This is a genomic window from Methanomassiliicoccales archaeon (assembly GCA_013415865.1).
Lineage (GTDB): Archaea > Thermoplasmatota > Thermoplasmata > Methanomassiliicoccales > UBA472 > MVRC01.
In genome coordinates, this window is the sequence record CP058896.1 from 859,989 (window position 1) to 882,802 (window position 22,814).

At 52.2% G+C, this 22,814-nt stretch carries 19 protein-coding genes; 5 read left to right on the plus strand and 14 right to left on the minus strand.

The window, feature by feature from the left end:
• Window positions 1–10: 10 nt before the first annotated feature.
• Together HPY73_04180 and HPY73_04185 are read left to right on the plus strand one after the other, a co-directional pair.
• The gene (locus tag HPY73_04180) at window positions 11–1,096 is read left to right on the plus strand and encodes a ribosomal biogenesis protein (protein ID QLH74719.1); all 1,086 of its coding nucleotides are present in this window, start codon (window positions 11–13) and stop codon (window positions 1,094–1,096) included.
• A gap of 13 nt (window positions 1,097–1,109) precedes the next feature.
• Window positions 1,110–1,496, plus strand: a complete 387-nt coding sequence (locus tag HPY73_04185; GenBank protein ID QLH74720.1) for a translation initiation factor IF-5A — start codon at window positions 1,110–1,112, stop codon at window positions 1,494–1,496.
• Window positions 1,497–1,789: 293 nt separating this feature from the next.
• Here HPY73_04185 and HPY73_04190 read toward each other — a convergent pair whose 3' ends face one another.
• From HPY73_04190 to smc, 12 genes are all read right to left on the minus strand, one after another.
• A complete protein-coding gene (locus HPY73_04190; protein ID QLH74721.1) occupies window positions 1,790–3,646 on the minus strand; it encodes an ATP-dependent DNA helicase in 1,857 nt (618 codons plus the stop codon).
• A gap of 256 nt (window positions 3,647–3,902) precedes the next feature.
• Window positions 3,903–5,264, minus strand: coding sequence for a phosphoglucosamine mutase (glmM, locus tag HPY73_04195; protein QLH74722.1), 1,362 nt, complete (start codon window positions 5,262–5,264; stop codon window positions 3,903–3,905).
• Between the two features lie 6 nt (window positions 5,265–5,270).
• On the minus strand, window positions 5,271–5,966 hold the full coding sequence (locus tag HPY73_04200; protein ID QLH74723.1) for a DUF47 family protein: 696 nt from the start codon (window positions 5,964–5,966) through the stop codon (window positions 5,271–5,273).
• The gene (locus HPY73_04205; GenBank protein ID QLH74724.1) at window positions 5,959–7,044 is read right to left on the minus strand and encodes an ABC transporter ATP-binding protein; all 1,086 of its coding nucleotides are present in this window, start codon (window positions 7,042–7,044) and stop codon (window positions 5,959–5,961) included. Before HPY73_04205 ends, HPY73_04200 begins: the two co-directional genes overlap by 8 nt.
• A complete protein-coding gene (locus tag HPY73_04210) occupies window positions 7,045–8,136 on the minus strand; it encodes an ABC transporter ATP-binding protein (GenBank protein ID QLH74725.1) in 1,092 nt (363 codons plus the stop codon).
• Window positions 8,136–9,773: an iron ABC transporter permease gene (locus tag HPY73_04215; GenBank protein ID QLH74726.1), complete on the minus strand. Its 1,638-nt coding sequence runs from the start codon at window positions 9,771–9,773 to the stop codon at window positions 8,136–8,138. The genes HPY73_04210 and HPY73_04215 overlap by 1 nt, the downstream gene beginning before the upstream one ends.
• 98 nt (window positions 9,774–9,871) lie before the next feature.
• A complete protein-coding gene (locus tag HPY73_04220) occupies window positions 9,872–10,831 on the minus strand; it encodes an NDP-sugar synthase (GenBank protein ID QLH74727.1) in 960 nt (319 codons plus the stop codon).
• 32 nt (window positions 10,832–10,863) lie between these two features.
• Window positions 10,864–11,079 carry an RNA-binding protein gene (locus tag HPY73_04225; GenBank protein ID QLH74728.1) on the minus strand — a complete coding sequence of 72 codons (216 nt, stop codon included), beginning with the start codon at window positions 11,077–11,079 and terminating at the stop codon, window positions 10,864–10,866.
• Between the two features lie 67 nt (window positions 11,080–11,146).
• On the minus strand, window positions 11,147–11,356 hold the full coding sequence (locus HPY73_04230; GenBank protein QLH74729.1) for a hypothetical protein: 210 nt from the start codon (window positions 11,354–11,356) through the stop codon (window positions 11,147–11,149).
• The gene (gene scpB, locus HPY73_04235; protein QLH74730.1) at window positions 11,326–11,826 is read right to left on the minus strand and encodes an SMC-Scp complex subunit ScpB; all 501 of its coding nucleotides are present in this window, start codon (window positions 11,824–11,826) and stop codon (window positions 11,326–11,328) included. Before scpB ends, HPY73_04230 begins: the two co-directional genes overlap by 31 nt.
• Complete coding sequence (locus HPY73_04240) at window positions 11,816–12,748, minus strand: hypothetical protein (protein ID QLH74731.1); 933 nt, start codon at window positions 12,746–12,748, stop codon at window positions 11,816–11,818. The genes scpB and HPY73_04240 overlap by 11 nt, the downstream gene beginning before the upstream one ends.
• Entirely contained in the window at window positions 12,745–16,344 is a 3,600-nt protein-coding gene (gene smc / locus HPY73_04245; protein QLH74732.1) for a chromosome segregation protein SMC, read from the minus strand. The genes HPY73_04240 and smc overlap by 4 nt, the downstream gene beginning before the upstream one ends.
• 228 nt (window positions 16,345–16,572) lie before the next feature.
• Between smc and HPY73_04250 the strand changes: the two genes are divergently transcribed.
• From HPY73_04250 to HPY73_04260, 3 genes are all read left to right on the plus strand, one after another.
• A complete protein-coding gene (locus HPY73_04250) occupies window positions 16,573–17,775 on the plus strand; it encodes a glycosyltransferase family 4 protein (protein QLH74733.1) in 1,203 nt (400 codons plus the stop codon).
• A gap of 72 nt (window positions 17,776–17,847) precedes the next feature.
• Window positions 17,848–19,068, plus strand: coding sequence for a hypothetical protein (locus HPY73_04255; GenBank protein ID QLH74734.1), 1,221 nt, complete (start codon window positions 17,848–17,850; stop codon window positions 19,066–19,068).
• Window positions 19,069–19,231: 163 nt separating this feature from the next.
• A complete protein-coding gene (locus HPY73_04260) occupies window positions 19,232–20,743 on the plus strand; it encodes a flippase (protein QLH74735.1) in 1,512 nt (503 codons plus the stop codon).
• A 5-nt stretch (window positions 20,744–20,748) separates the two neighbouring features.
• On the opposite strand, the gene HPY73_04265 is transcribed toward HPY73_04260, so the two are convergent.
• Both HPY73_04265 and HPY73_04270 read right to left on the minus strand, forming a co-directional pair.
• On the minus strand, window positions 20,749–21,852 hold the full coding sequence (locus HPY73_04265) for a glycosyltransferase (protein QLH74736.1): 1,104 nt from the start codon (window positions 21,850–21,852) through the stop codon (window positions 20,749–20,751).
• A 9-nt stretch (window positions 21,853–21,861) separates the two neighbouring features.
• A complete protein-coding gene (locus HPY73_04270) occupies window positions 21,862–22,812 on the minus strand; it encodes a Gfo/Idh/MocA family oxidoreductase (GenBank protein QLH74737.1) in 951 nt (316 codons plus the stop codon).
• Between the last annotated feature and the right edge of the window lie 2 nt (window positions 22,813–22,814).

A 22,814-nucleotide genomic window follows, 5' to 3' on the forward strand; every position in this document is an offset into this window, starting at 1 on the left:
AGGTCTTGTCATGATATTGGTCACAAAGTGGTTCGGGGTCTTCCTCTGTGAAGGCCAGGCCGTCAAGAGGGCCGTGATATTCGAGAAGGACCCAAAGGTGATTGCGAAGAAGCTTGCGGCGGTGCAGCGGGGGGAGGTCCTTCCAGAGGAGAGGTCGCTCGCGGTCAAGAGGATGAAGGTCGCTGAGCCGAGGCTGGCGAGATTGGGAAAACCTGTCCTTTTCGATTCGTCGTTCATAAGGCCCCAGGACTACCAGATGACCCCTGAGCTCATGCAGCGTGTGATGGTCGAGCTCGGGAAGATCAGGACGAGAGAGCCCCTGGGAGAGGACAAGTGCATCGCCCAGGCCATCCGTGCCACGGACGACCTGATAGAGACGATCAACCTCATGAGCGAGCGGCTCCATGAATGGTATGGTATGTATTTCCCGGAGCTTGCGGACCATGCCCGCGAGGAAAGGTATGCGGAGCTCATCGCCGAGGTCGGGAACAGAGAGGAGATCCTGAGGCAGCTCGGGGTAGAGCTGGAATCCGTGGGGTCGGAGATGCTCGAGGAGGACCTGGCAACGATAAGGTCCTTTGCCTCGTCATTGGTCGATCTTTATAAAAGGAAAGCGGACCTCGACAGATACATCCTCGAGTCGATGCAAAAGGTCGCTCCCAATCTAACTGCCCTGCTCTCGGCCAACCTCGCCGCAAGGATGATATCCCTAGCGGGGGGCCTGGGGCGTCTCTCCAAGCTGCCCTCGAGCACATTGCAGCTTCTAGGAGCGGAGAAGGCCCTGTTCCTCCATCTCAGGACGGGGAAGAGGCCTCCTAAGCATGGGATCATTTTCCAACATCCTCTGGTGAACAAGGCACCATATTGGCAGCGGGGCAAGGTCGCGAGGACCCTCGGGGGAAAGATATCCATTGCAGCGAAGGTCGACCATTTCAAGGGCGAGTTCATCGGGGACAGATTATTGGCCGAGATGGAGGAGAGGGCCAAGGAGATCAGGGAGAAATATCCTGACCCCCCAAGGCGCGCACAGCCCCAGTTCCAGCGGCAACAGAGGCGCCCAGAGAAGAGCAAGGTTTATAAATCGAAGCATAATTGACGGGATGATATTCATGTCGTGGACACAATCCGAGGTACGCGAGCTGAAGGAAGGGCGCTACATGTTGATAGATGATGAGCCCTGCAAGATCATCTCCATATCCACATCCAAGCCCGGGAAGCACGGTGAGGCCAAGGCCAACATCGACGCGGTGGGCATCTTTGATAAGAAGAAGAGGAGCGTTGTCTTTCCTGTCAAGCACAAGGTGCAGGTCCCGATGATCGACAAGCGCAAGGCGCAGATCCTTGCGGTACACGGTAAGGAGGTCGAGCTCATGGACCTTGAGACCTTTGAGAACTTCTCCCTCGAGATCCAAGAGGAGTTCGAAGGTCAGCTCCACGCCGGCGAGGAGGTCATGTACCTTGTCGCGATGGACCGCCGCATGATCACAAAGGTCTAAGACCGCCTCTATTCTTCTCAAAAACGATGGTCGTGGTCGGATGAGGGCCATGCCCTATCTTGTTTCCTTATATGCACCATTTTCTTGATGGTCCCTTTTTTATCTCCTAGAGCCTATATCGCCCTCGTGGACAGAAAAGGGCCAGGCATAGGGCCAAGCTCCATTCCACGATACTGACGCCCTGAAAGATGCCCCCATTCCCCTTACATTATCAGTATCGATCCTTCCCGAAGGTCTTCCCGACCATCGTCCCTGAGAACCGTCGCTCTCACCCACATATAGGGAGGTCCATCTCAGCTATGTTGATCGCCTCTGGAGAAGAACCTTTGGACCTCCACGGCAGGTGCGGCCGATGGCCTGGCATCGAGCTCCGCGGCGTACTTTGAGGTCCTGGAGTCTAGGATGATGGCCGCCCCTCTGTCGCTCTCTGTACGTATCAGGCGACCGACCGCCTGGTTCACCTTTCTTATCGCCGGTACTTCCTGGGCGTACCTTTTACCTTTCCCGTTTCCGTATCTTGTCTCATATAGCATCTCTAACTTTCTCAACGCCAAGGAGGGCGGGGAGTAGGGCAGACCGACGATGACGACCATCTCAAGCTGTCGTCCTGGGAAGTCGAGACCTTCCGAGACGCGGCCGCCCATCGCTGTGAAGAAGATGCCGCCCCTCTTCTGCTTGAACTTATAGATGGCCCTGTTGAAATGGTCTGCGGATAGACCGGTGTCCCAGAACATCCCTTTGTGCACTGAGGGCTCTATCTGGGGCCTCATCCTCCTCATCAGGTCATAGGACCTGAAGAACACGATCGTGCTGACATCCACCGCATTGCATAGCGCGGTCACCGCCTCCTCGACCTTGCATTTCATCGATGGGTCCCTGGCCATGGCATCGAACCCTGGGTTGAGGTCGGGTGTGTAGAGCACCATCTTGTTCTCAGGAGGGTAAGGGGATGGATAGCATCGTGTTACGTACCCTGACGGTACCCCAGCTACGTCCACATACTGTTCCAATGGTCTCAACGTCCCCGACATGTGAAGCACGGAGGGGCATGAGCTCAGAAGACCCTCAAGCTGCTCCGGCACAACATTGACGGCCCTCAGCGAGCCGCCCTCCTCCCTGCTCGCGGTCTTCACGAACGACGTTCCATCGACAGAGGACCACCTCCTTAGGAACTCCCCAAGATGGAGCGTCATCGAACGAGGGTCTGATCCTGCCGCGATCTTCTCTTCTGCGATGGCCTGCCCCAGTTCAAAGGTGTTCGTCGCGATGGCCTTTACTGAGCCTATGTCCAGCCCCAACCTCGTCGCCAGCTCCCCTTCTAGGAACATCCTTCCGAGCTCCACCTCATCCTGGTCTTCAGGGATCTCCTTGATCTTGTCGGTTATGATCTCTTTCACCGTATCGACGAGGTCCTTCAAAGTGGTCCCCTTGCCGACCTCCATCCCCGATCTCATTTTAAACTCAGGCATCCCCGCATGAAGTTCGGTCAGGGTCAGCCTGAAGCTCTCAGCATCCCTCGCGGAATCGACGAGGTTATGTGCTTCATCTATGATCATGATGACCTCGCCCAGGTTGCTCCCTATGGTCTCCATGAAATGTTCCCTCAGCTCATCCGAGAGCACATGGATGTACGGGGCGACCACAACATCCGCATCCTTTGCCAACAGCTTTCTTGCCTCGTAAGGACATATGCCCATGTCAGCGCAGTGGTCATCGAACTCCTGCACAAGGGGCAGCTCTCTGGCCACATAGGTCAGGAGAGAGCCGTCCTTAATGGCGGACAGGTTCGCATAGTGACCGCACCCACCGACCTGCCCGCTCCTGGTCCTTTTTTTCTTCTCCTCGCAGAACCTGCTCAGCGCATGGGGCGGCAGAGCGTCATCACGCCCCGCCCCTTTCATGAAAAGGCATGATTTCGCCCGGCCGGACATTGGGATCCCCACCACCCTCTTGATCTCGGAGATGGCCTGCAGCTCCACCATGACCTGGTCGCTCTGAGAGACGGTCCTGGTCAGGTAGATGACCTTCCTCCCGGACCCCTTGGCAAGTTCTAACGCTGCGACCAGGGCACATATCGTCTTTCCCGTCCCGGTCCCCGACTCGACCACAAAGTGCTTCTTTGAGGCTAGGGCCTCCTTCGCCTCTGACACGAATGTCGTTTGATATGGACGGGGTTCGTATGGGAAAAGGCCATGACCATGCGTGGCACCTCTGCCCTTCGGACCCCTTTCAGCCCGGATACGAGGATTTGCCAACTGCCACGTCATGTTGAGACCGCATCGGGGACATTTTGGCTGTCCAGGTGCGACAAGGGTTTTGCATCGCTCACAATTGAACGAGGGCATGAGGTACCGTCTCTCCATCCCAGGATGTCGATGTGGCTGTCTGACGCGGACCATGATGTGCTCAGGCCTTGGCCTCTTCGAGCGCCTCTCTGAGCTCCTTTTCGCAGCGGTCGCCTATCTTTTTAGCCGCGTCCTTCGTCTTCGCCTCGGAGTATATCCTGAATATCGGTTCCGTCCCAGATGGCCTTATGAGCGCCCAGCCGTTAGAGAAATGGACCTTCAGGCCATCGGTGGTATCTAGCTTCTCCCCCTGGAACCGGATGAGCAGGTCCTCGAGCACGGCCTCCTTCAGGTCGTTGGCCACTTCGACCCGCCTCTTGTCAAGGGCGTAGTTGGGGACCGACCGCATGAGCTTTGACAGCTTACCTTCCTTTGCGATGATCTCGAGCACCTTGGCCATGGTCATGGCCCCGTCCCTGCAATACTGATGCTCGGGGAATATCAGGCCGCCGTTCTCCTCCCCGCCAAAGGCGGCGTTAAGTTCGATCATCTGTCTGGCCACGATGGGCGACCCTACCTTCGTGTACACCACTTTGCCGCCCGCCGCTTTGACGACGTCCTCGACGCAGGATGAGGTGCTGACGGGGGTGACCACCGTTCCCCCTCCCTTCTCTCTGATGATGTAGCTGGCCACCAGAGCCAAAGACCTGTCGCCATATAGGTATTCGCCCTTATCGTCCACGAATATCGTCCTATCGGCGTCGCCATCATGCGCGATGCCCAGGTCCGCACCGGTGGCCTTCACCACCGCCATCAGGTCCTTGAGATGGTCGGGCGTGGGCTCGCTCTCGTGCCCAGGGAACGTTCCTTGAGGGTTCGCATTGAGCGTCACGGCCCGGACGCCCAGCATTTCGAGCAGCGCAGGAGAGGTGACCGACCCTGCCCCGTTTGCGCAGTCCAGCACCACTGATATTTTCGCATCTGATATCGCAGGGGCATCTACGAGCCTCTTGACGGCGTTGATGTAGGAGCGGTCGACACCGGTCACCTGCCTCATCGAGCCTATCGACCTCCAAGACCTTTGGACAAAGCCCTTGGAGAAGTATATCCCCTCTATGACCTCCTCCTTCGCCCTCGGCATCTCGGTCCCATCATAATCTATGCACTTGATACCGTTGAACTCTGGTGGATTGTGGGAGGCCGTGATCATCACCCCCCCTTTGACACCCGAGTTCTTGACGTAATACTGGAGGGCCGGGGTCGGGAGCATCCCGAGGTCCAATACCTCCACACCTACCGACATCATCCCAGCGGCCACGGAGCACCGGAGCATGTCAGCGGAAGTGCGCGAATCCGTGGCCAAGGCGACCTTACCGCCCATGAAGGTGCCTATGGCCCTGCCGACATCGAGGGCCAGCTGGGCCCCCATGTCCTCGTTCACTACTCCCCGTACCCCGTTCGTGCCGAACAACCTCTGTTCCATCTTTATCTACCGGACCTGGGCCTTATGCCTCTGAGATATGACCAGGATGTGGAGAATATCGGCCGAGTCCTTACACTTATCGGAGGAGTTCTCGATACCGTGCAATATGTCCCTCATGAGGAAGATCGCTCTGGCATCCAGCTCCGATGCGAGGAATATCTCCTTCTTTGTGCTGAAGTACATGTCATCAAGGATGTGCTCCGAGACCTCGACGCTCCTCTCGTACTTGATGACCCCGTCATTGTCCACGCCCAGGGCATCTATGCTCTGGCGCAGCGCCTTCGTGGCCTTCTCTAGCTCGGCCGTCATCTCCGCATATCTCTTCCAAAGATGCCCAGGGACCTTGGCCTTCACCTCTATCATAAGCTGGAGGTTCAGCCCCGCCTCCTTGGCCCAGTCAGCTATGTAGTCCATACGGCGGATGAGGTGCATGAGGTCCTCCCTCTCCTTTGACTCCATGTCGCCCTTGGAGAGCTCCTCGCTGATCATCTCCTCCATCCTGTCCGCCTCCTTCTCGGAGAGGATCAACCGTTTGATCGCATCAAGGGCGGACGCGTCATCCCCCTTCACCATGGCCGATATGGCACGGTTGAGCTCAGAGGCGGTATCGCCGACCTTCTCCGCATGCTCCCTGATGGCCTTCGTCACCAGCGATTCCCTGCGCTTGCCAAACCATTCGAGCAAAGATCCCTTGTCACTCAAGTTTAACAGCCTCCACAATGCCTTCCTGTGGCCTCGGGAACAAGACCACCGCCTTCCTGTTCATCATAAGATAGACCTCCTGCCCTACTTTATATAGATGACCGTCGGACACGGGCACATCGAAATCGACCTCGTCCTCGCTGAGCGTCTCGGCGGTCATCCGCCAATAAGTGCCCATATAAGTGACCGACGTTATCTTCGATAAAAGACCGCTCGTAAAGGGGTAGACGAACTCCGGACGGACCGATATCACGACCGCCTCCCCCACATCGAAAGGACAATTGAGGACCTCGATCTCAGAGCCGTCCCTCAGCTCTATCTTGCTAAGGTCCCTGTCCTTCTCCCTCACCCATCCCTCGATCAGATTTGTCTCCCCGATGAAGTTCATGGTGAAGATGTTCTTAGGCCTGGTGTAAAGCTCCTCCGGCGTACCCATCTCTACGATGGCGCCCGCCCGCATCAGCACGATCCTGTCCGACACCGACATGGCCTCCTCCTGGTCGTGCGTGACGTGTATCGTGGTTATGCCCAGCGATTTGACCAGCCTCCTGAGGTCATACCTCAGGTCGACCCTCACCCTCGCGTCCAGCGCAGAGAGCGGTTCATCGAGCAGCAACAGCTTCGAACCGGTTGCCAATGCCCGTGCCAGCGATACCTTCTGCTGCTCGCCGCCGCATAGCTCCGAGGGGAACATGCCCATCTTGTCGAGCAGCTTGACCAGCTCCAGGTAGCGATGTGCGGTGGAGCTCTGCTCCTTAACGCTCTTGCCTTTCACCCTTGGGCTGTACGAGACGTTCTCCCCGACATTAAGGTTTGGGAAGAGCGCGATGTTCTGGAACACATATCCTAGGTCCCTCTCCTCGATCGGGACGCCTTTCATGTCCTTACCGTCGATGAACACCTGCCCTTCGGTCGGCTCAATGATGCCAGCGATCATCCTTATCAGCGTTGTCTTGCCGCATCCTGATGGGCCCAAGATCGTGACGTACTCCCCATCCTTGATGGTGAGGGTCGCATCGTCAACGGCGACCACCTTCCCATATCGCTTTGTCAGCCCTCTCACCGACACCTCTGGCATTCATTCCACCTTCAGTTCGTTCTCCAGACCCCCTTTGGGGAGCGGGAAGACCATCGCTTTCTCAGGGTTCCACCTGATGTGCTTCCTGTCACCGACCGCGAACTTCCCCAGACGCCAAGATGGCGTCTTCGCCGATATCCTTCCATTCCCATCGACCTGAAGGTCCACATGGAGATGCCTGCCCTCGAAAAGTATCCTCTCGACCGTCCCTTCCAGATATCCCTTGACGTCCCTCGACGTCTCCGTGTTCCCGACCTTGACGGCGAGGACGGCCCTTTCCCCGACCTTCATGTCACATGACCTGGCCTCAAGCAGTTTTCCATCATCGGTCCTGAGCACTGTCCTCTCCCCGACCGATTCTATCGTACCGACAAAGAAGTTCGATTGGCCGACGAAGTTGGCCACGAACGGAGATACTGGCGAGTCGAAGACCTCGGCAGGCGTACCGACCTGTAAGATCTTCCCGTTCCTTATGACCGCGATGCGGTCGGCCATGACCATCGCCTCATCTTGGTCATGCGTCACGTGGACGGTGGTCAGACCAAGGGACCTCGCGAGGTCCTTGAGCTCATATCTCAGGCTTATCCGCAGTCTTGCGTCGAGCGCCCTCAACGGCTCGTCCAATAGCAGCACATCACAACCTGAGGCGAGGGCTCTGGCAAGGGCGGTCCTCTGCTGCATCCCCCCAGAGAGTTCCCTCGGATAGGCGTCCGAACGCGATGTCAGTCTTACGAGGTCCAACATCGAGGCGAGGGTCCTTTCCTCATCCTCTTTGCTCATGCCGCGTATCTCAGGACCGAAAAGAATGTTCTCCTTAACGGTAAGCTGCGGGAACAATGAATATGTCTGGGACAACATGACGGCCCCCCGGTCCTCCGGCTCGGCCCTCGTGACGTCCTTTCCATCGAAGTAGACCTTCCCGCTGTCCGGCCTGGTGAGCCCGCATAATGTCCTCAGAAGCGTCGTCTTGCCAGCTCCGGTAGGGCCAAGGACGCACATATACTCACCGTCCTTGATCTCAAGGTCTATACCATCAGCAGCATGGATGTCCCCATACCATTTCCTCACCCCTTCGATCCTGATGCTCGGCATCAGCCCGCCCTCCTTTTGGTCACGTAACGGAGCAATAGCATGAAGATGTAGGATACAATGATCAGCACGATGCATGCGAGCCCGGCCAGATAGAACTGTTCGGCATTGATCAGGTTGACTATGTACACAGGTGCCGTGTTCGCATCGGCGACCACTGCCAAGGTCGCTCCCGTCTCGCCCAGGCTCCTCGTGAACGCCATTATTGCACCGGCAAGGATGGATGTCTTTATCATCGGGTAAAGTACCCGCTTGAACGCCTGGGTTGGTTTTGCCCCGAGAGTCCTTGCCGTCTCCTCGAAGGAGGGGTCGATCTCCTCCACCGCCCCGGCAACGTTCCTCACCACCAACGGATAGGTGAAGGCGACATGCGCCATCACCACCAAGAGGAATTCCAGCGAACCTGCCCCTGATATATCGCTCCAGAATACGCCCAGAGAGTACCCCAGCGCGGCGGTGGGGACGATCAGGGGGACGTTGACAAGGACATCGAGCCCTTGGGCCAGTCTCGAACCATGACCTCTTGCCAAGTAAAGGGCCATCGGCACCCCCATCACGATATCGATAAGGGTCACCACGCCCGCGATCACGAAGGAATACATCAGGCTGTCCCAGAACCTTGCCCATTCCGCGCTCTGGTACGGAAGGACGATGACATATGAGAAGATAAAGAAGGAGGGGATGAGCACGAAGATGAAAAGGAAGGCCGTCGAGGAGGAATCCTTCAAAAACGGAGCCCATCCCCGGGAGAGCGTACGTTCCCACTTGGGCCAGACCTTTCCTGCCGGAAGTCTGACCTTCATTACGATCACCTTCAGCACCACCAGCAGCACCAGCGATATAGCGATGAGCAGGATGCTCACGAATGCCAGCTGAGGTACTATGTCAGGATTCGTCTGGACCAGTTTTTTCCACTTCCCTATGATGGTCGGGCCGGTCTCGAATCCTCCTGCGTTGGCCATGGTCGCCAGGGCGATCATCGTCCCGCCGGTCTCGCTCAGGCTCCTGGCAAGACAGAGTATTATGCCTGTCACCAGACCGGCCCTGAACATGGGGAGGGTGATGGTCCTCGCGGCGGTGAGCCTCGATGCCCCCAGGACCCTACCTGCGGTCTCATAAGTGACGTCGATCTGCTCAAGGATCGCGGCAAGGCTCCTGACCATATACGGATACGAGAAGACAACGTGGAGGAGGATTATCAGGACGAATGCGGAGTCGATCAGACCCAGGGCGAAATCAGGGGCATGGACGTCTGAAGGGGTCACCGCCCAGAATATAGCGCAGGAGAACCCCAGCGCGGCGGTCGGGACGGCCAAAGGCATGTCTATTAGGGTGTCCAAGTATCTCTTTCCCCGGAACTCCTTCCGTACTAGGACCCATGCCATAGGGAGCCCCACGATGATGTCTATGACGGTGACTATGGCGGCGATCTCAAAGGACGCGATTATCGCGTCGGTGATCGTGCCCATCACCTCCGGGTCGTCAAGGACGAACTTCTGGATCGACGACCAGTCCGTCAGAACATAGCTTAGGATCCAGATGGTGGGTATTATGACGATGGTGATGAAGAAGATTATGATGAAGAGCCACCAGACCTTCCGGAAAAGCCTGGAACTGATGACCTCCATCAATCTGTCCATTTTTGAAGCGGCCAGCCGACCCACCTTATCAATCCGGATTAGCTATGTCAATATATAGATAACGAAGGACGGAACATATTGTATTTACATAACATCATTCAAGCTAGTATCGTGGATATCACTTCGCCGCATCTAGGCACCTTGACATCCGGCCCTATGATGGAGCCGATGACCTTGGCCCCTTCGCCTATCACGGCACCTTCCATCACCATCGAGCCTGCGACGAACGCCCCCTTCATGACCAAAGCACCAGGGCGTACAACGGCATCAGGTCCGACCGTGCAGGCCTCGAAGGCCGCCCCCTGTAAGTGATTGTGCCCTTCCATCCTGACGCTGCCCTTGAACGTGCAATCGTGAACGGCCGCAAGTCCTTTCGAGAGCAGCTCTCTCTGCGCCAAAAGAAGGTTCTCCCTTGTCCCACAGTCCACCCAATGACCTGAGAACCTATAACCATAGAGACCTTTCTGCAATAATCCTGGGAACACATCCCTCTCCAGAGAGACGACCCCTTCTCCGATGTGGTCCAGGACCTCCGGCTCGAACACATAGGCCCCGGCATTGATATTCCTGGAGACCGCCTCCTCCCTCCTTGGCTTTTCCTGAAATACAGTTATCCTTCCCCCGGACCCGATGCCGACAACCCCGAACGCGGTAGGGTCCTCGACCTCCCATAGGGATATTGTTCCAATGCCCGCCTTTGCCCTATGCCATGCCAACATCTCCCTTATATCAAGGGAGCAGACCACATCCCCGTTGAAGGCGAGGAAGGTTTCGTCCAGATAAGATGCTACGTTCTTCAGGGCCCCTCCCGTCCCGAGCGGCCTGTCCTCGTTGACCAGAATGATCTTCCTTCCGCAGTCGTTCTTGGAAAAATGCTCCTCGAGACGGTCCTTCATGTAGCTCACCGCCAATATGACGGTGTCCACCTCCTCAGGGAGGGATCCGATGATGTGCATGACCATCGGCCTGTCGACCAATGGCACCAAGGGCTTGGGCATATGGTAGGTAAGAGGCCTGAGCCTCGTTCCCATACCCCCGGCCAGGATGACCGCCTTCATGGGGACCGGCCGCTCTCAGGATGTGTTCTTGATCAAAGGGGGGAGATGCTCACGACGTTGTTCCCACGGAGGATGACTACGCCCAGGCGCCTGGAGGCCTCTGCCGTCCTCTCCTCGGTCTCCTCAAGCACCATGTTCATATACTCATCATAACCAGTGAGCTTACCCTCGAGGACCCTGTTGTCCTTCAGCATCAAAGATATGCGCTTGTTAATGGACTTTTCCAGCAAGGCGAGCGGCATTACCATGGACGATCACTGTTGTCACCCATGAGGGCTGGTCGATTTAAACCTTTTCGTTCAGGTCGTTCTCGTCTTAATGTTTGAGGGACACGAAAGGATAGCCTGTCCAGGTCGGAGCGGGCCGCTCGGTCGCCTCGATGTTGTAAGATATCTCGGTGATGTTCACACAGAAGCTTGCACCATGGACCCTGGTGCCCTCTGGCATCGTGACAGGGATCCTTGTGATGCTGTCAGCCTCGACCTGATATGACCTTATGGCCTCTTTGAACGAGATTCGAACCACCTCTTGATGTCCTCTTTCTTTGTGCTCCCGATGCCGAACTTCTCGCTGAACTTCGTCGTCGTTGTCAGCAACCAGGTCTGGCCCTTCTTTTTCCCAGAGACCAGGCCGGCCCGCCTGAGCGCCCTGACGTCCTCGTATACGTCCGACCCCATGAGCTTCGCGAGGTCGCTCTGTAGGATAGGCTGGTTATATGCTATGATGGACACCGTCCTGAGCTCGCTGTCAGAAAGGTCCTTGTCAGCGAACTGGATAGAATACTGTGCCACCTCGTCCCTGAGCTGCATGGAGTAGTTGAGCCCCGTCCTGGTTATCACGATCGCGGAGCTCCTTCCATCATAGATGGAAATGAGCTTTTTTATCGCCTTCCTCACCTCGGTCTGCGACAGTCCTGTCGCATCGGAGATCTCCGCCGCCCTCAAAGGTCTGCCAGCGGAGAACAGCACCGCCTCAACAACTGTCTCAGGCTCCACTCCTCACCACCGCTCTGCTCAATGTGGGTTGAATGTCCGATGCGACCTTGTCCTCCATGGTCCCGATGTCCCAGGGCAATTTGATCTCCAGGAAGATCTGCCCGTTCGGAAGTTCGTCCTGCCAAAGGGCTATCTTTCCCGCCCTTGCAAGGAAGAGGAGCGACACGAAGACCGTGACCGCATCCTCCTTTCCGCCCTCGACGAGGTCCTCGAAGACGATCGGGCCGTTCCCGCATCTCATTATCCGCCTCCAGGTCAGCTCCACGTCCTTTTCGATGTCCTCTGAGTGCGCCTTCCCATCGAAAGCCCCTGCCTTCTTCTCAAGGGCCTCCTTGACCTTCTGCCTCTGGATCTGGACCTCGACGTCCTTCTTCGCCTCCTCGAAGGCATCGAGCAGCTCTACCAATGAGACGGGCCTCGAGGTATGGTGCCTGACCGCCTCGGTCAGCTCCACGCCCGCCGGTAACCTTGTATCGATGCGTCCAAGAACAGGGTCATCATAGAAGGCGTCGAGCATGTCCATATCCCACCCCTCGACCATGAGCTCCTCGGCCTCCTGACGGTCATGCAGGGTCAGGACCTCCTGTGACTGCATTCGGAAGATGCTCCAGGCCATGAACATGAGCTTTCCGGCGACAATGAAGTTTATGTCATCGTCCCCCTGCATCTTCTTGGCGTAGAGCCTTGCGAACTCCATCAGGTTGACGTCCCATGGGTCAAAGTTATTTGACAGCACGAGCTCGAACACGAGCTGTATGGCCCGGTCGATAGGGTCCTTTGGCACGGCCCTGTCCCCCTGCTCCGCCTGTCTTAGCAGCTCCATGTACCTTTCTATCTTCTCGCTCCGGTCCCCTTCGTCGATTATCGCCCTGTGGAAAAGCAGATGGCTGAGCACCGCCTCCGAGCTTTTGACCTCGTTCATGGATTTTCCTCCTTCCCGACCGGCACCTTCAGATCCTCGTGAAGGTCCTTGATGTCGCCGACATCCGGCTTGACGATGACATTGCTGATACCTCCCTCAGGCTTGGTGACGCCGATGATGTGGTCGGCCTTGTTCAACGTGACCTTTCTGAGGGTGATCATGATGAACTGTGCGGTTTTTGAGCTCTTCTTTACGCGCTGGGCGACCATGTCCGCGTTCACCGCGTCGAGGAACATGTCCACCTCGTCCAATAGATAGAAGGGGGACGGCTGCCACTCCTGCATGGCGAAAATGAAGGAAAGGGCCGCTAGCGACTTCTCCCCTCCGCTCAGCGCCTCCAGCCTCAGGACCTTGCCGTTCCGGGGCCTGCACTTCATCACGAGACCCCCCTCGAATGGCCTCTCTGGATCCTCCAACATAAGGGAGGCCTCGCCCCCTCCTGAGAGCTCTGCATAGACCTTGCTGAAGTTCTCATTGACGGCATCGAAGACCTTCAGGAGGGCCACCTTCTTCTTCTCGTTAAGCTCGGTCGTGAGCTTGATGAGGTCCTTCCTTTGGTCCTCCAGCCTCTTGACCTCGTTCTTGAGCTCGATATGCCTGGCGCTCTTCTGCTCATAGTCCTCTATGGAGCGAAGGTTGACGTTCCCCATGGATGCGAGCATGGACTCGCATCTGTTGATCTCGGCCTTGATGTCCTCCATCGATGGCAACGGGTATGTCACCGGGACCTTTATCGCCGATATCTCGAGATCGCACTCCTTGATACGCTCCAACGCCGCCGCCATCTTGGTATTGAGGGTGATGATGAGGTCCTGAGATGTGTCAATGCGGGTCTGCACCTTGTCCTTCTCCGATTCAAGCTGAGAGCGCTCCTTGATCAGGCCTTCCTTCTTTTGTCGGAGGTCCTCCATCTCCCGCCCCATCGCCTCTTCGATCTTCTTGAGGCCGCCCAGCTCGACGCGCAGCTTCGACTCCTTGGCCTTCGCCTCATCAGATTCGGCCTTGAGCCTTATCGACCTCTGTTTGACCTCGAGCACGAATGCGTCGAACTCCTGGAGGTGCTTCCTTATCAGGTCCGCCTGCGTCTGCATCGTGGCCTTCTCGGACTCGAGCTTGGCCACCGAGGCCGTGAGCTCGATGACCTCGGCCTGGAGGGAGCGCAGCTTGGCGGAGAGGTCCTTCGGGGCGAGCTCGACCATCTTCCTGTTGCCCGCCTCCCTCTGCTCACGGATGATGGTCGTCTTCGACCCCAGGGACGCGGCCTCCCTGTCCAGGCGCTCGATGGCCCCTGTGACCTCCTCCAGTTCCTTGGTCCTCGCGACAATATCTTCCTTCACCTTCGCGAGCTTCAACCTCTGGTCCTTTAAAGAGGCTTCCAGACCGTTGATCTTTATCTCATTGCTCCCACCGGCGCCGTTTAGCTCGCGGAGCCGGGATTCTATCTGTTGGAGCTCCAGGCGCAGGGCCTTTAGCTGGGCGGCGACCTTCTCGGAATGTTCTGTCGTCCTTCTCAGCTCCTCGGCGACCTCGTCGATCCGGCCCTTCTTACTGGCCCCGAACTTCGGGACGTTGGTGTCCACCGTCCCGCCTACCATCGCCCCGGAGGCCTCGATAAGCTCGCCGCCCGATGTGACGAGGCGGACGCCGCCCATCAGCCTCCTTGCCTGGTCCAAGGTTTCGACGACGACCGTGTCCCCGAACACGTACCAGAAGGCGGGCCTGTACCTCTCATCGAAATCGATGAGGTCTATCGCATATCCTACCGCTTCCTTCACGACTATCTGGGCCTTGCCCCTCGGCTTCCCATCGAGCATCTTGTTCAATGGCAGGAACGTCGCCCTTCCCAGATTGTTCCTCTTCAGGTAGTGGATGGCGGTCGAGGCGACCTCGTCGTCATCGACGATGATCGATTGCATCCTTGCTCCCGCGGCCACGTTCAACGCCGTCTCATACTTCGGATCTACCTTTGCCAGTTCGGCCACGGTTCCGTGGATCCCTTTGATCTCGTTCCTGTCCCTTGCCTCGAGCAGGGAGCGGACGGCGCGGTTGTAACCTTTTGCCACGCTCTCCGCCGCCTCTTTCTCTGCGGAGAGAAGATTGTATTCCCTGGTGAGCGAGCGTATCGCGTTCTCGAGCTCCACCAGCTGCGCAGCAAGCTTTGATTCCTGGGACCTTTTGGCGAAGAACTGGGCCTGGAGCGTGCTGACCTCTCCTGATGAGGATCTCTCTGTCCTCTGGAGATCCTTGAGCCTCCATTCCGAGTCCTTTATCTGGAACTCCAGGTTGTTCCGGCTTTCCTCCAGAGAGGCTATGTCGGAGCGCAGCCTTGTCTGGCGGTCCTCTTGGCGGTTCTTCTCGAGCAGGATCGAATGGACCTTCTCCTCCATCTCCTTTATCTGGGCATCGAGCTCGGCCACCTTTTTCTCCAATGCCGATATCTCCCCATCAGATTCAGATATCTTCATTTGGATGTCGGCCATGGCCGCCTTCTTCTCGTCAAGGAGGCGTTGCTTTTCCATGCGGGATGCCTCTGCCTTCTTGATCCCGTCCTCTAGACGTTCGACCTCCTGAAGAAGCTTGGCCCTCTCCTCTTTTCTTGCCCTCAGGGATTCATGGAGGTCCTTGATCTCTTCCTCAGACCTCTGCACCGTGTCCACGGCGCGGGCGATCTCGATCTTCACCGAGTCCATGCGCTCTTTAATGCCACGGAACTCCTCGCCCCCTTTGTCGATTATCTCTTTTTCGAGCTGCTCGATCCTCTGGTCGGTCTCGATGACCTTCCTGGCGATCTCCTGTTTCTTCAGCTTGAGATCTTCGATCTCCTTGTTATATGACTCGATCTGTGACCTGGTCGAGCTCACCTCGGACTCGGCCATCTCCTTTTTCTTATGGGCCATCCGGGACTTTGAAAGGGCCAAGCGGTCCCTGGTCTCCATATATTTCAGTGCGGCCGTCTTCTCGGACTCGAGCTGTTTCATCTGCCTCTCCAGCTCGCTCATGATGATCCCAAGGCGCTCCATGTTCTCCTCGGCCGACCTACGTTCCCCTTCGGCCTTGAGGATCTCTTCATCGAACTTAGATATCCCCGAGATGTCGTCCAGGAGCCTTCTCCTTTCCAGAGGGGACATCTCCACGATCCTGGTCACATCGCCCTGCTGGACGAGGTTGTAGCCATCGGCGCTTATGCGTGCGGATGCGAGCAGGTAGTCGAACTCGGACAGGGATGACTTCCTGTCGTTCACATAGAAATATGAGTTGTACCCAAGCTCGCTCTCTGAGAGCTTGACATGCCTGGTCAGCCTTACAATGTCGGAATCCACAGGTATTGTCCTATCGGCGTTATCGAAGACCAGGGAGACCTTGCAATAATTCGCTGGCTGCTTCGAATTGCCACCGTTGAATATGAGATCGGTGAGCTTACCGGCCCTGAGGGCCTTCGAGCTCTTAGGTCCGAGGACGAAAAGTATGGCATCGGATATGTTCGATTTTCCTGAACCGTTCGGGCCTGTGACGGCGGTGAAACCGTCCAGCATCGGGATGGTCATCTTCTTACCGAATGATTTGAAGTTTTCTACCTCGATCTGCTTAAGGTACACTAGCAGACCCCCCCGGTTGAGAGCACAGGGCCTGACCTATCGTATATCGACCGCATCCCCATCCCTAGAGTCCGACGGCTGTCAGACGAAATAACTGAAGGAATTGATTATTATATATATTTATTCAATGACATGATATTTTTATTACGAATACATCATTGAGTCCCGAGTCTGGCAATCTAAAACACCTCCAAACCTTTAAAACAGAAAACCCCATAAAAGCCCAAGATGTTGAACAAAGTTGCTATTGCCACGATAGATGACCCCTTTAAAAATGGCGGGGTGGGTGGAAAACATACACACATCCGTTTACTTTTTCAGGCATTGGATCAAATGGGATTAAAATGTAACATTTTCAGTCCGGAAGAGACCTATCGGTTTAAAACTTGGCGAGCGTTGAGAGGGGCAAAGCGGAAGCTAATATCTGATGGCAATCTAAGATATAACGAATGGTTAAACGATTTCGTCAGGAATTTGGACAAACGAGCCGATAATATTGATGACAGTTTTAATGTGATCAATGCTCAGGATGTCGTTGCCTTCAATATCTTGAGCAGAAAAGGCAAGAACAAAGACATACCCTGTGTTCTGACGCTTCATGGGTATTATGTGGATGAAATGATAAGTGTGGGGTCGTTGATGCCGAATTCTCCAACGACGAACAGATTGTTGAATATGGAGATATCTGCATACAGTGAGGCGGACCGAATAGTGGCAGTGGATAAAAGGATAAAAGAGTACGTTATCAAAAAAGTTCCTGACAAGGCTGAATCCATCTCCGTCATCCAGAATGCGGTCGATGTTGATTTGTTTAAGCCATCTGATGAGGTCTCATATCTTAAATCGAGAAATAAATTCAATATTCCCAGAAAATCAAAGGTACTTTTATGTGCAAGAAGGCTAGTCCCAAAAAATGGTGTTAGTGTGGCTGTTCAAGCCATGCCAGAAATATTAAAGCATTTTCCTGAAGCGCTTCTAGTGATAGCGGGTGATGGCCCATTAAATAATGAGCTTAGAAGGTTAACTTCATCTCTTGGAATAGCGAGAAATGTACTCTTCTTGGGATCCGTGCCTCATAAATTAATGCCAACATTATATGCAGCGACGGATTTGGTTCTTGTCCCATCAATTCATTCAGTTAATGTTGAAGAGGCAACATCGATCACAATGCTCGAAGGGATGTCTGCGGGAAAGCCATTAATCGCAAGTTCGATTGGCGGAATCAAGGAGGTCATTAAACATGGAGAAAACGGCCTGTTGACGAAAGAAGGCGATTGTCACCAATTGGCAGATTCGTGTGTTGATTTATTGATGGATGAGAGTCGGAGAATTTTCATAGGAACAAGAGCTAGAGACTACGTTATAAAAAATCATTCACACTTTGATCATGCCAGGAAATTCATTATTGAGTATGAAAAGGTGTGTAATTAAATGGTTTCGCAATTAGAACTTATTTTTTTGTTTGTGCTTGTGCTAGTTACTTTTTTTTCTAGGTCCTATGCTTTGAAGACTAGGGGCGAATTTGGAAATGATGCATATTATCATTTAATGGTTGGGAAGTTGGCGATCAAGGAGTCTGCATTACCTCTCAACGACCCAGGGATGGTGCCATTATTTCGGAGGACATATCCTCCAATGATTCATGAATTAATAAGATTATTAGGTGTGGAAAGATCAAAACGATGGATTTCTCCATCTATAGATTCTCTTTTGGTTATATTGGCTTATTTGATTGCTGTTTCAGCAAGGGTAAAGGTACCGTTGTTCGTTCCTGCAGTTTTTGTCATTTCATCTTGGAATTTAATTGATGGTTCCAGCATCAATCCGAGGCCAATATCGAACTTGCTACTAAATTTTATGCTTCTCATTTTGCTGGTTGTTATTCAATATCATTTGAATATTTTATTTATTTTTATAATGATGCCTATAATAATTGCTCTTATTTGCCTAACCAACAAATTGGCATTACAAACATCTGTCCCTTTTGTCATGTTGGTTGGAATTTTCATGACAATAAAAACCCCCGGCATTGGTCTTGCGATTCTCTCATCTATGATAATTGGGCCCCTGTTGGCAAACTTAATAACAAGGGGGTGGTATCTTAAGGTTGGTCTGCCCGATCACATAAAATATCTTAGACATCATCTTAAAAAAGGACATTATCTAACAGGAAAGAAAGGATTTGAATCTCCCCTCTGGTTAATAAAATCCAACCCAGTTACATATCTTAGTTTACCTTTTTCTCTGTTCCTATTGAATGAAGAAGTAGAAGTGGGATTCATATTGATATTGATTTTCTGTTTGACCATATGGATTCTTTCACAATTTTGGGTCTGGGGAGATGGATGGAGGTATCTTCAGTTTGGAACTATCGCATCGGCAATTGTCATGGAAATTACAATCGAATCTGTTTTTTCTCCTGAGCTAACTTTGTGGTTTCTTACCGTATTTTTAATTTCTCTTGGGTTTTTGGCATCAATCCAATTAAAAAAATCACTTCAAGGTGATAAAGCCAAAGATCTAGATTCTATAATTGATGAAATTCCAGCCCATATTAAAGAGAAAATCAGAAAATCAACGTACTATTCTAACCTTAAGCATTATTTCATTCCTTGGAAGCTGGGAGGAAGTATTGTGCTAGGGAATCCAAGTTCGTTGGGAATGGATTTCAATAGAGAATTAGCTTTTTTAGAAAAACAGTCCCCAGAGAAAATTATTTATTAAAATTGAAATTTGGAATTGATATCGATCTAATACTTTTATTCAATTCTCCAAAAGAGAAGGAGATTGATGGGTGGAAAACGATATTTGTATCACCCAACGTTAGTATTTATCAAAAGACTGGAATGTTGAAGAAACTATAATTATGAATAATTTGCTAGCCTAAATGATCCAATTGGTTGGTCGAAAATCGTTGTTAATGCTCTTGGCGCGTTTGTTCAGCGCCTTATTGTCCTTTATTGGATATTATTATATGTGGAGATACCTGGGGAAGGACAGTTATGGATCGATAGCGTTCTCTTTAGCATTTCTAGCCACTATCAATACAATAGCGGATCTTGGTTTTTCAACTGCGCATATTAAAAGAATTTCTGAAGGTAAGGATGTCAATCAATGTCTCAGTACATTCATAGCTGTTCGAATTGTGCTCATCTTTGCCATGGTGGGAACGACATTAGGATTAGTACTGCTTTGGCCAGTAATCTTCGATAAAGAAATTTTGGCTGGAGACTTGAATGTGCTCTTGGCTCTTCTTATCTATTTTGTTTTATACGACATTGCTGGGATTGCGACATATACCTTCGATGCAAAGCTTCAGACTGCTAAAAGCCAATTGGCATTCATCGTTGATCCGATAATTAGAATTCCAATTATCATATTTGTTTCAATAAACCGTATGGGACCGTTTGAAGCGTCCCTCGCCTATGTCGCGGGAGGTGCTCTTACGATGTTAGTTGCCATTTCTTTGCTTGCACGGGAGGGCATCAACATAGGTAGGCCTGTGCTTTTCAGGTCTTATTTTTCCTATGCTTTACCTGTTGCATTAATTTTGGTTGTATCAAATTTGATGACCAATGCTGACAAAATATTTTTAGGAACGTTTTGGGGGAATTCGGAAGTTGCCTTATACAACGCTGGCCAAACGTTTTTAAACATATTGGGAATGGTAGGAGCTGTAGTTGCCACACTGATACTCCCGCTATTCTCCCAGTTATGGAATGAAGGGAAGAAGACAGACATTATAAACAAGACTATCATGATGGAAAGATATTCGATGTTTATTGCGCTTCCAATATCTGCTGTCATAATTCTAATGCCATATGATGTAGCTAGAATTGTCTTTGGTGGGACTTTTAGAGATGCTGGTTCTGCATTACAATTTCAGATTATAGTCAGCCTTTTGAATATGCTGAATGTAGCATATATCTACCAACTTTATGCGGCGGATCGTCCTTCTATTATTTTAAAAATTTATATTATTGGGACGGTTGTGAATGTACTATTGTTAACCGCCCTGGTCCCTGAAAAGGTGTTTGGTATCAGTATGATTGGCATGTCTTATACAGGTGCTGCCATCGCAATGTTGATAACAATGGGGCTGGTGTATTTCACAACGAGGATTGTTGCCTATCGATTTGTAAAAGTTCCGTTCTATATAGGATTCGTTAAGCATGGTATTGCATTTGGTTTATCGTTGTTGACCCTGGTGGTATTGTCCCATTTTTGGACAGTGGGCCGTTGGTATGATTTAGCTTATTACACATTGATTGCGTATGGTGTCTATTCTCTTGTCACAATCATCATGAAAGAAATTAAGGATGAAGATATTAATTTTGTTTCCCAAATAATTAACATCAAGGAATTGAAGAAATATATTGTTGATGAGTTTAAGAAATGACCAAATCACTTAATTTTATCATATAAATATGCAAGCCGGTCTCCCATGATTTGCCAATTGTATTTTGTTACATATGCTTTGATGCCATTATCGCCTAAACGATTGCGTTCGCTTTCTTGCGATAATACTGTAATTGCTCCAATTAAATTTTCTTTATCCATATCAATTACCAAGCCCGCCTCTGCACTTTTTACAATCTCTCCTGCCAGGGTGCCTTTTGATGCGAGTATCGGTACTCCAATTGCCATTGCCTCAAAAATCCTATTGGGGGTCCCGATTATATTGTTGGGAATTTTGGGGTCCAGCAATGCTAAAATGCCAGTTGATGACGCCATCTCTCTTAAGAGGTCGTTATGACTTACATATCCTTGAAAGGTTATTCTATCACATTTCTTTGCAGAATTTATCACGTATTCCTTTAATCGTCCGTCACCGGCAATCTTCATTTTAAGCCAGGGTGTCTGCTGTACAACGTCGATAGTTTCTTCAATGTACCTCCCTGGTTCCAAACTGCCACCATAGAATATCGTAGGCCCATTGATGACTTCAAAACGATGGATGCCAGGGTTCTCGATGCAATTCATAATCACTGTTATCTCTTCTTCAGTATGTGATTTTAAATAACTTGCAATGGCATCATTGGCTGCAATCACTGTTCCTGCTCTTTTGACCATGAGCGATTCAATAAAATCAAAGAAAAATGACAATTTTTCTCCAATATCGACAGAAACCATATGAGAATAATGTTCATGGGCATCATAGACAAGATGAGCTCGACCTATTTTTGAGATCATCAGCCCAGGGAAAAGGGTATCTAAATCGTGAGCGTGAACTACATCTGGTCTTTCTCTTAACCCATGGAGGATTGCCTTCAGATAGAAACAAAATAATCCAATAGGCAAAATAATTTTATGTGTTGTCTTAATAGTATTAAGCCTCTTTATTTTCGCCCCACTATCGTCGATTGTGATAGGTTCTTTTTCCAATCGTCTATTCCAACATAATATTGTTACATTTTTTCCTATTGCCTGAAGTTTAGCCGCTTCCTTATATACGCGTGGATCGGGCCGATATTCATTGGATAACAGCATCAAAACTTTTTTTTTCATCTGCACACTCTAACCATTTTGAACTGTCCTTCCTTGGGCCAATGATTTCTTCGTAAGTTCAATCATCTCGACCGTCTTTACTCCAATCGACCCAGAGTTCCTTGTCTCTGTAGAGGGGTCTCCTATCGACCTTATGAAATGTATCAGCTCATCCCTTATCGTGTTGTTCCTTGTGACGCCAAGCTGATAGGTGTATCCGCTCTCATGCACCGTGACCACCTGGCCCACGGCATCGATGATGCAGGACCTGCTCTCCCCAACGATCTCGATCTGCCTCACCTTCTTGGGGCCGAGCCAATTGAGATGCGCGAACGCCACCGCGCCGCTCGGCATCTCGCAGGTGATGTATGCCGCCTCCTCCTTGTCCGTCTGCCGATATGGTCTGGCCACGCATGATATCCTCTGGGGCCATTCCCCGAAAAGATAGTTCACGATGTCGAAATAATGTGGCGCGAGATCGACTATGACATCTCTATCTGTGAACACCGGTTCCTGGTTCGTCCATGTGAGGTTCAGTAAAAAGACCCTTCCGAAAAAATTCTCGGACCACAGCCGTCTCACCTCGGCCAAGGCGTTATTGAACCTGTAGATATGACCGACGCTCAATGTCAAATTCCTGCTCTCTGCCAGCTGGACGAGCTCCTCTCCTTCCTTAGATGTCAGGGTGATCGGCTTCTCGACGAGCACATGCTTTCCCTTCTCCAATGCTTCCTTGCATGCGATATAATGAAGTGAGTTCGGCAGGCAGATATGCACCGCCGTGATGGAATCCATGGCGAGCACGTCCCGATAGTCGTGCATAAGGTTCTGGACACCATAGCGCTCCTTGGCATACTTCAGGTTCTTGTCCATCAGGTCCGAGACCGCACTGACCTTCACATTCTGGAGCGCGCTGTATTCCTCGACTATCTTCCTGCCCCAATATCCGACCCCTAAAACCCCGACCTCGAACCTTCTCATCT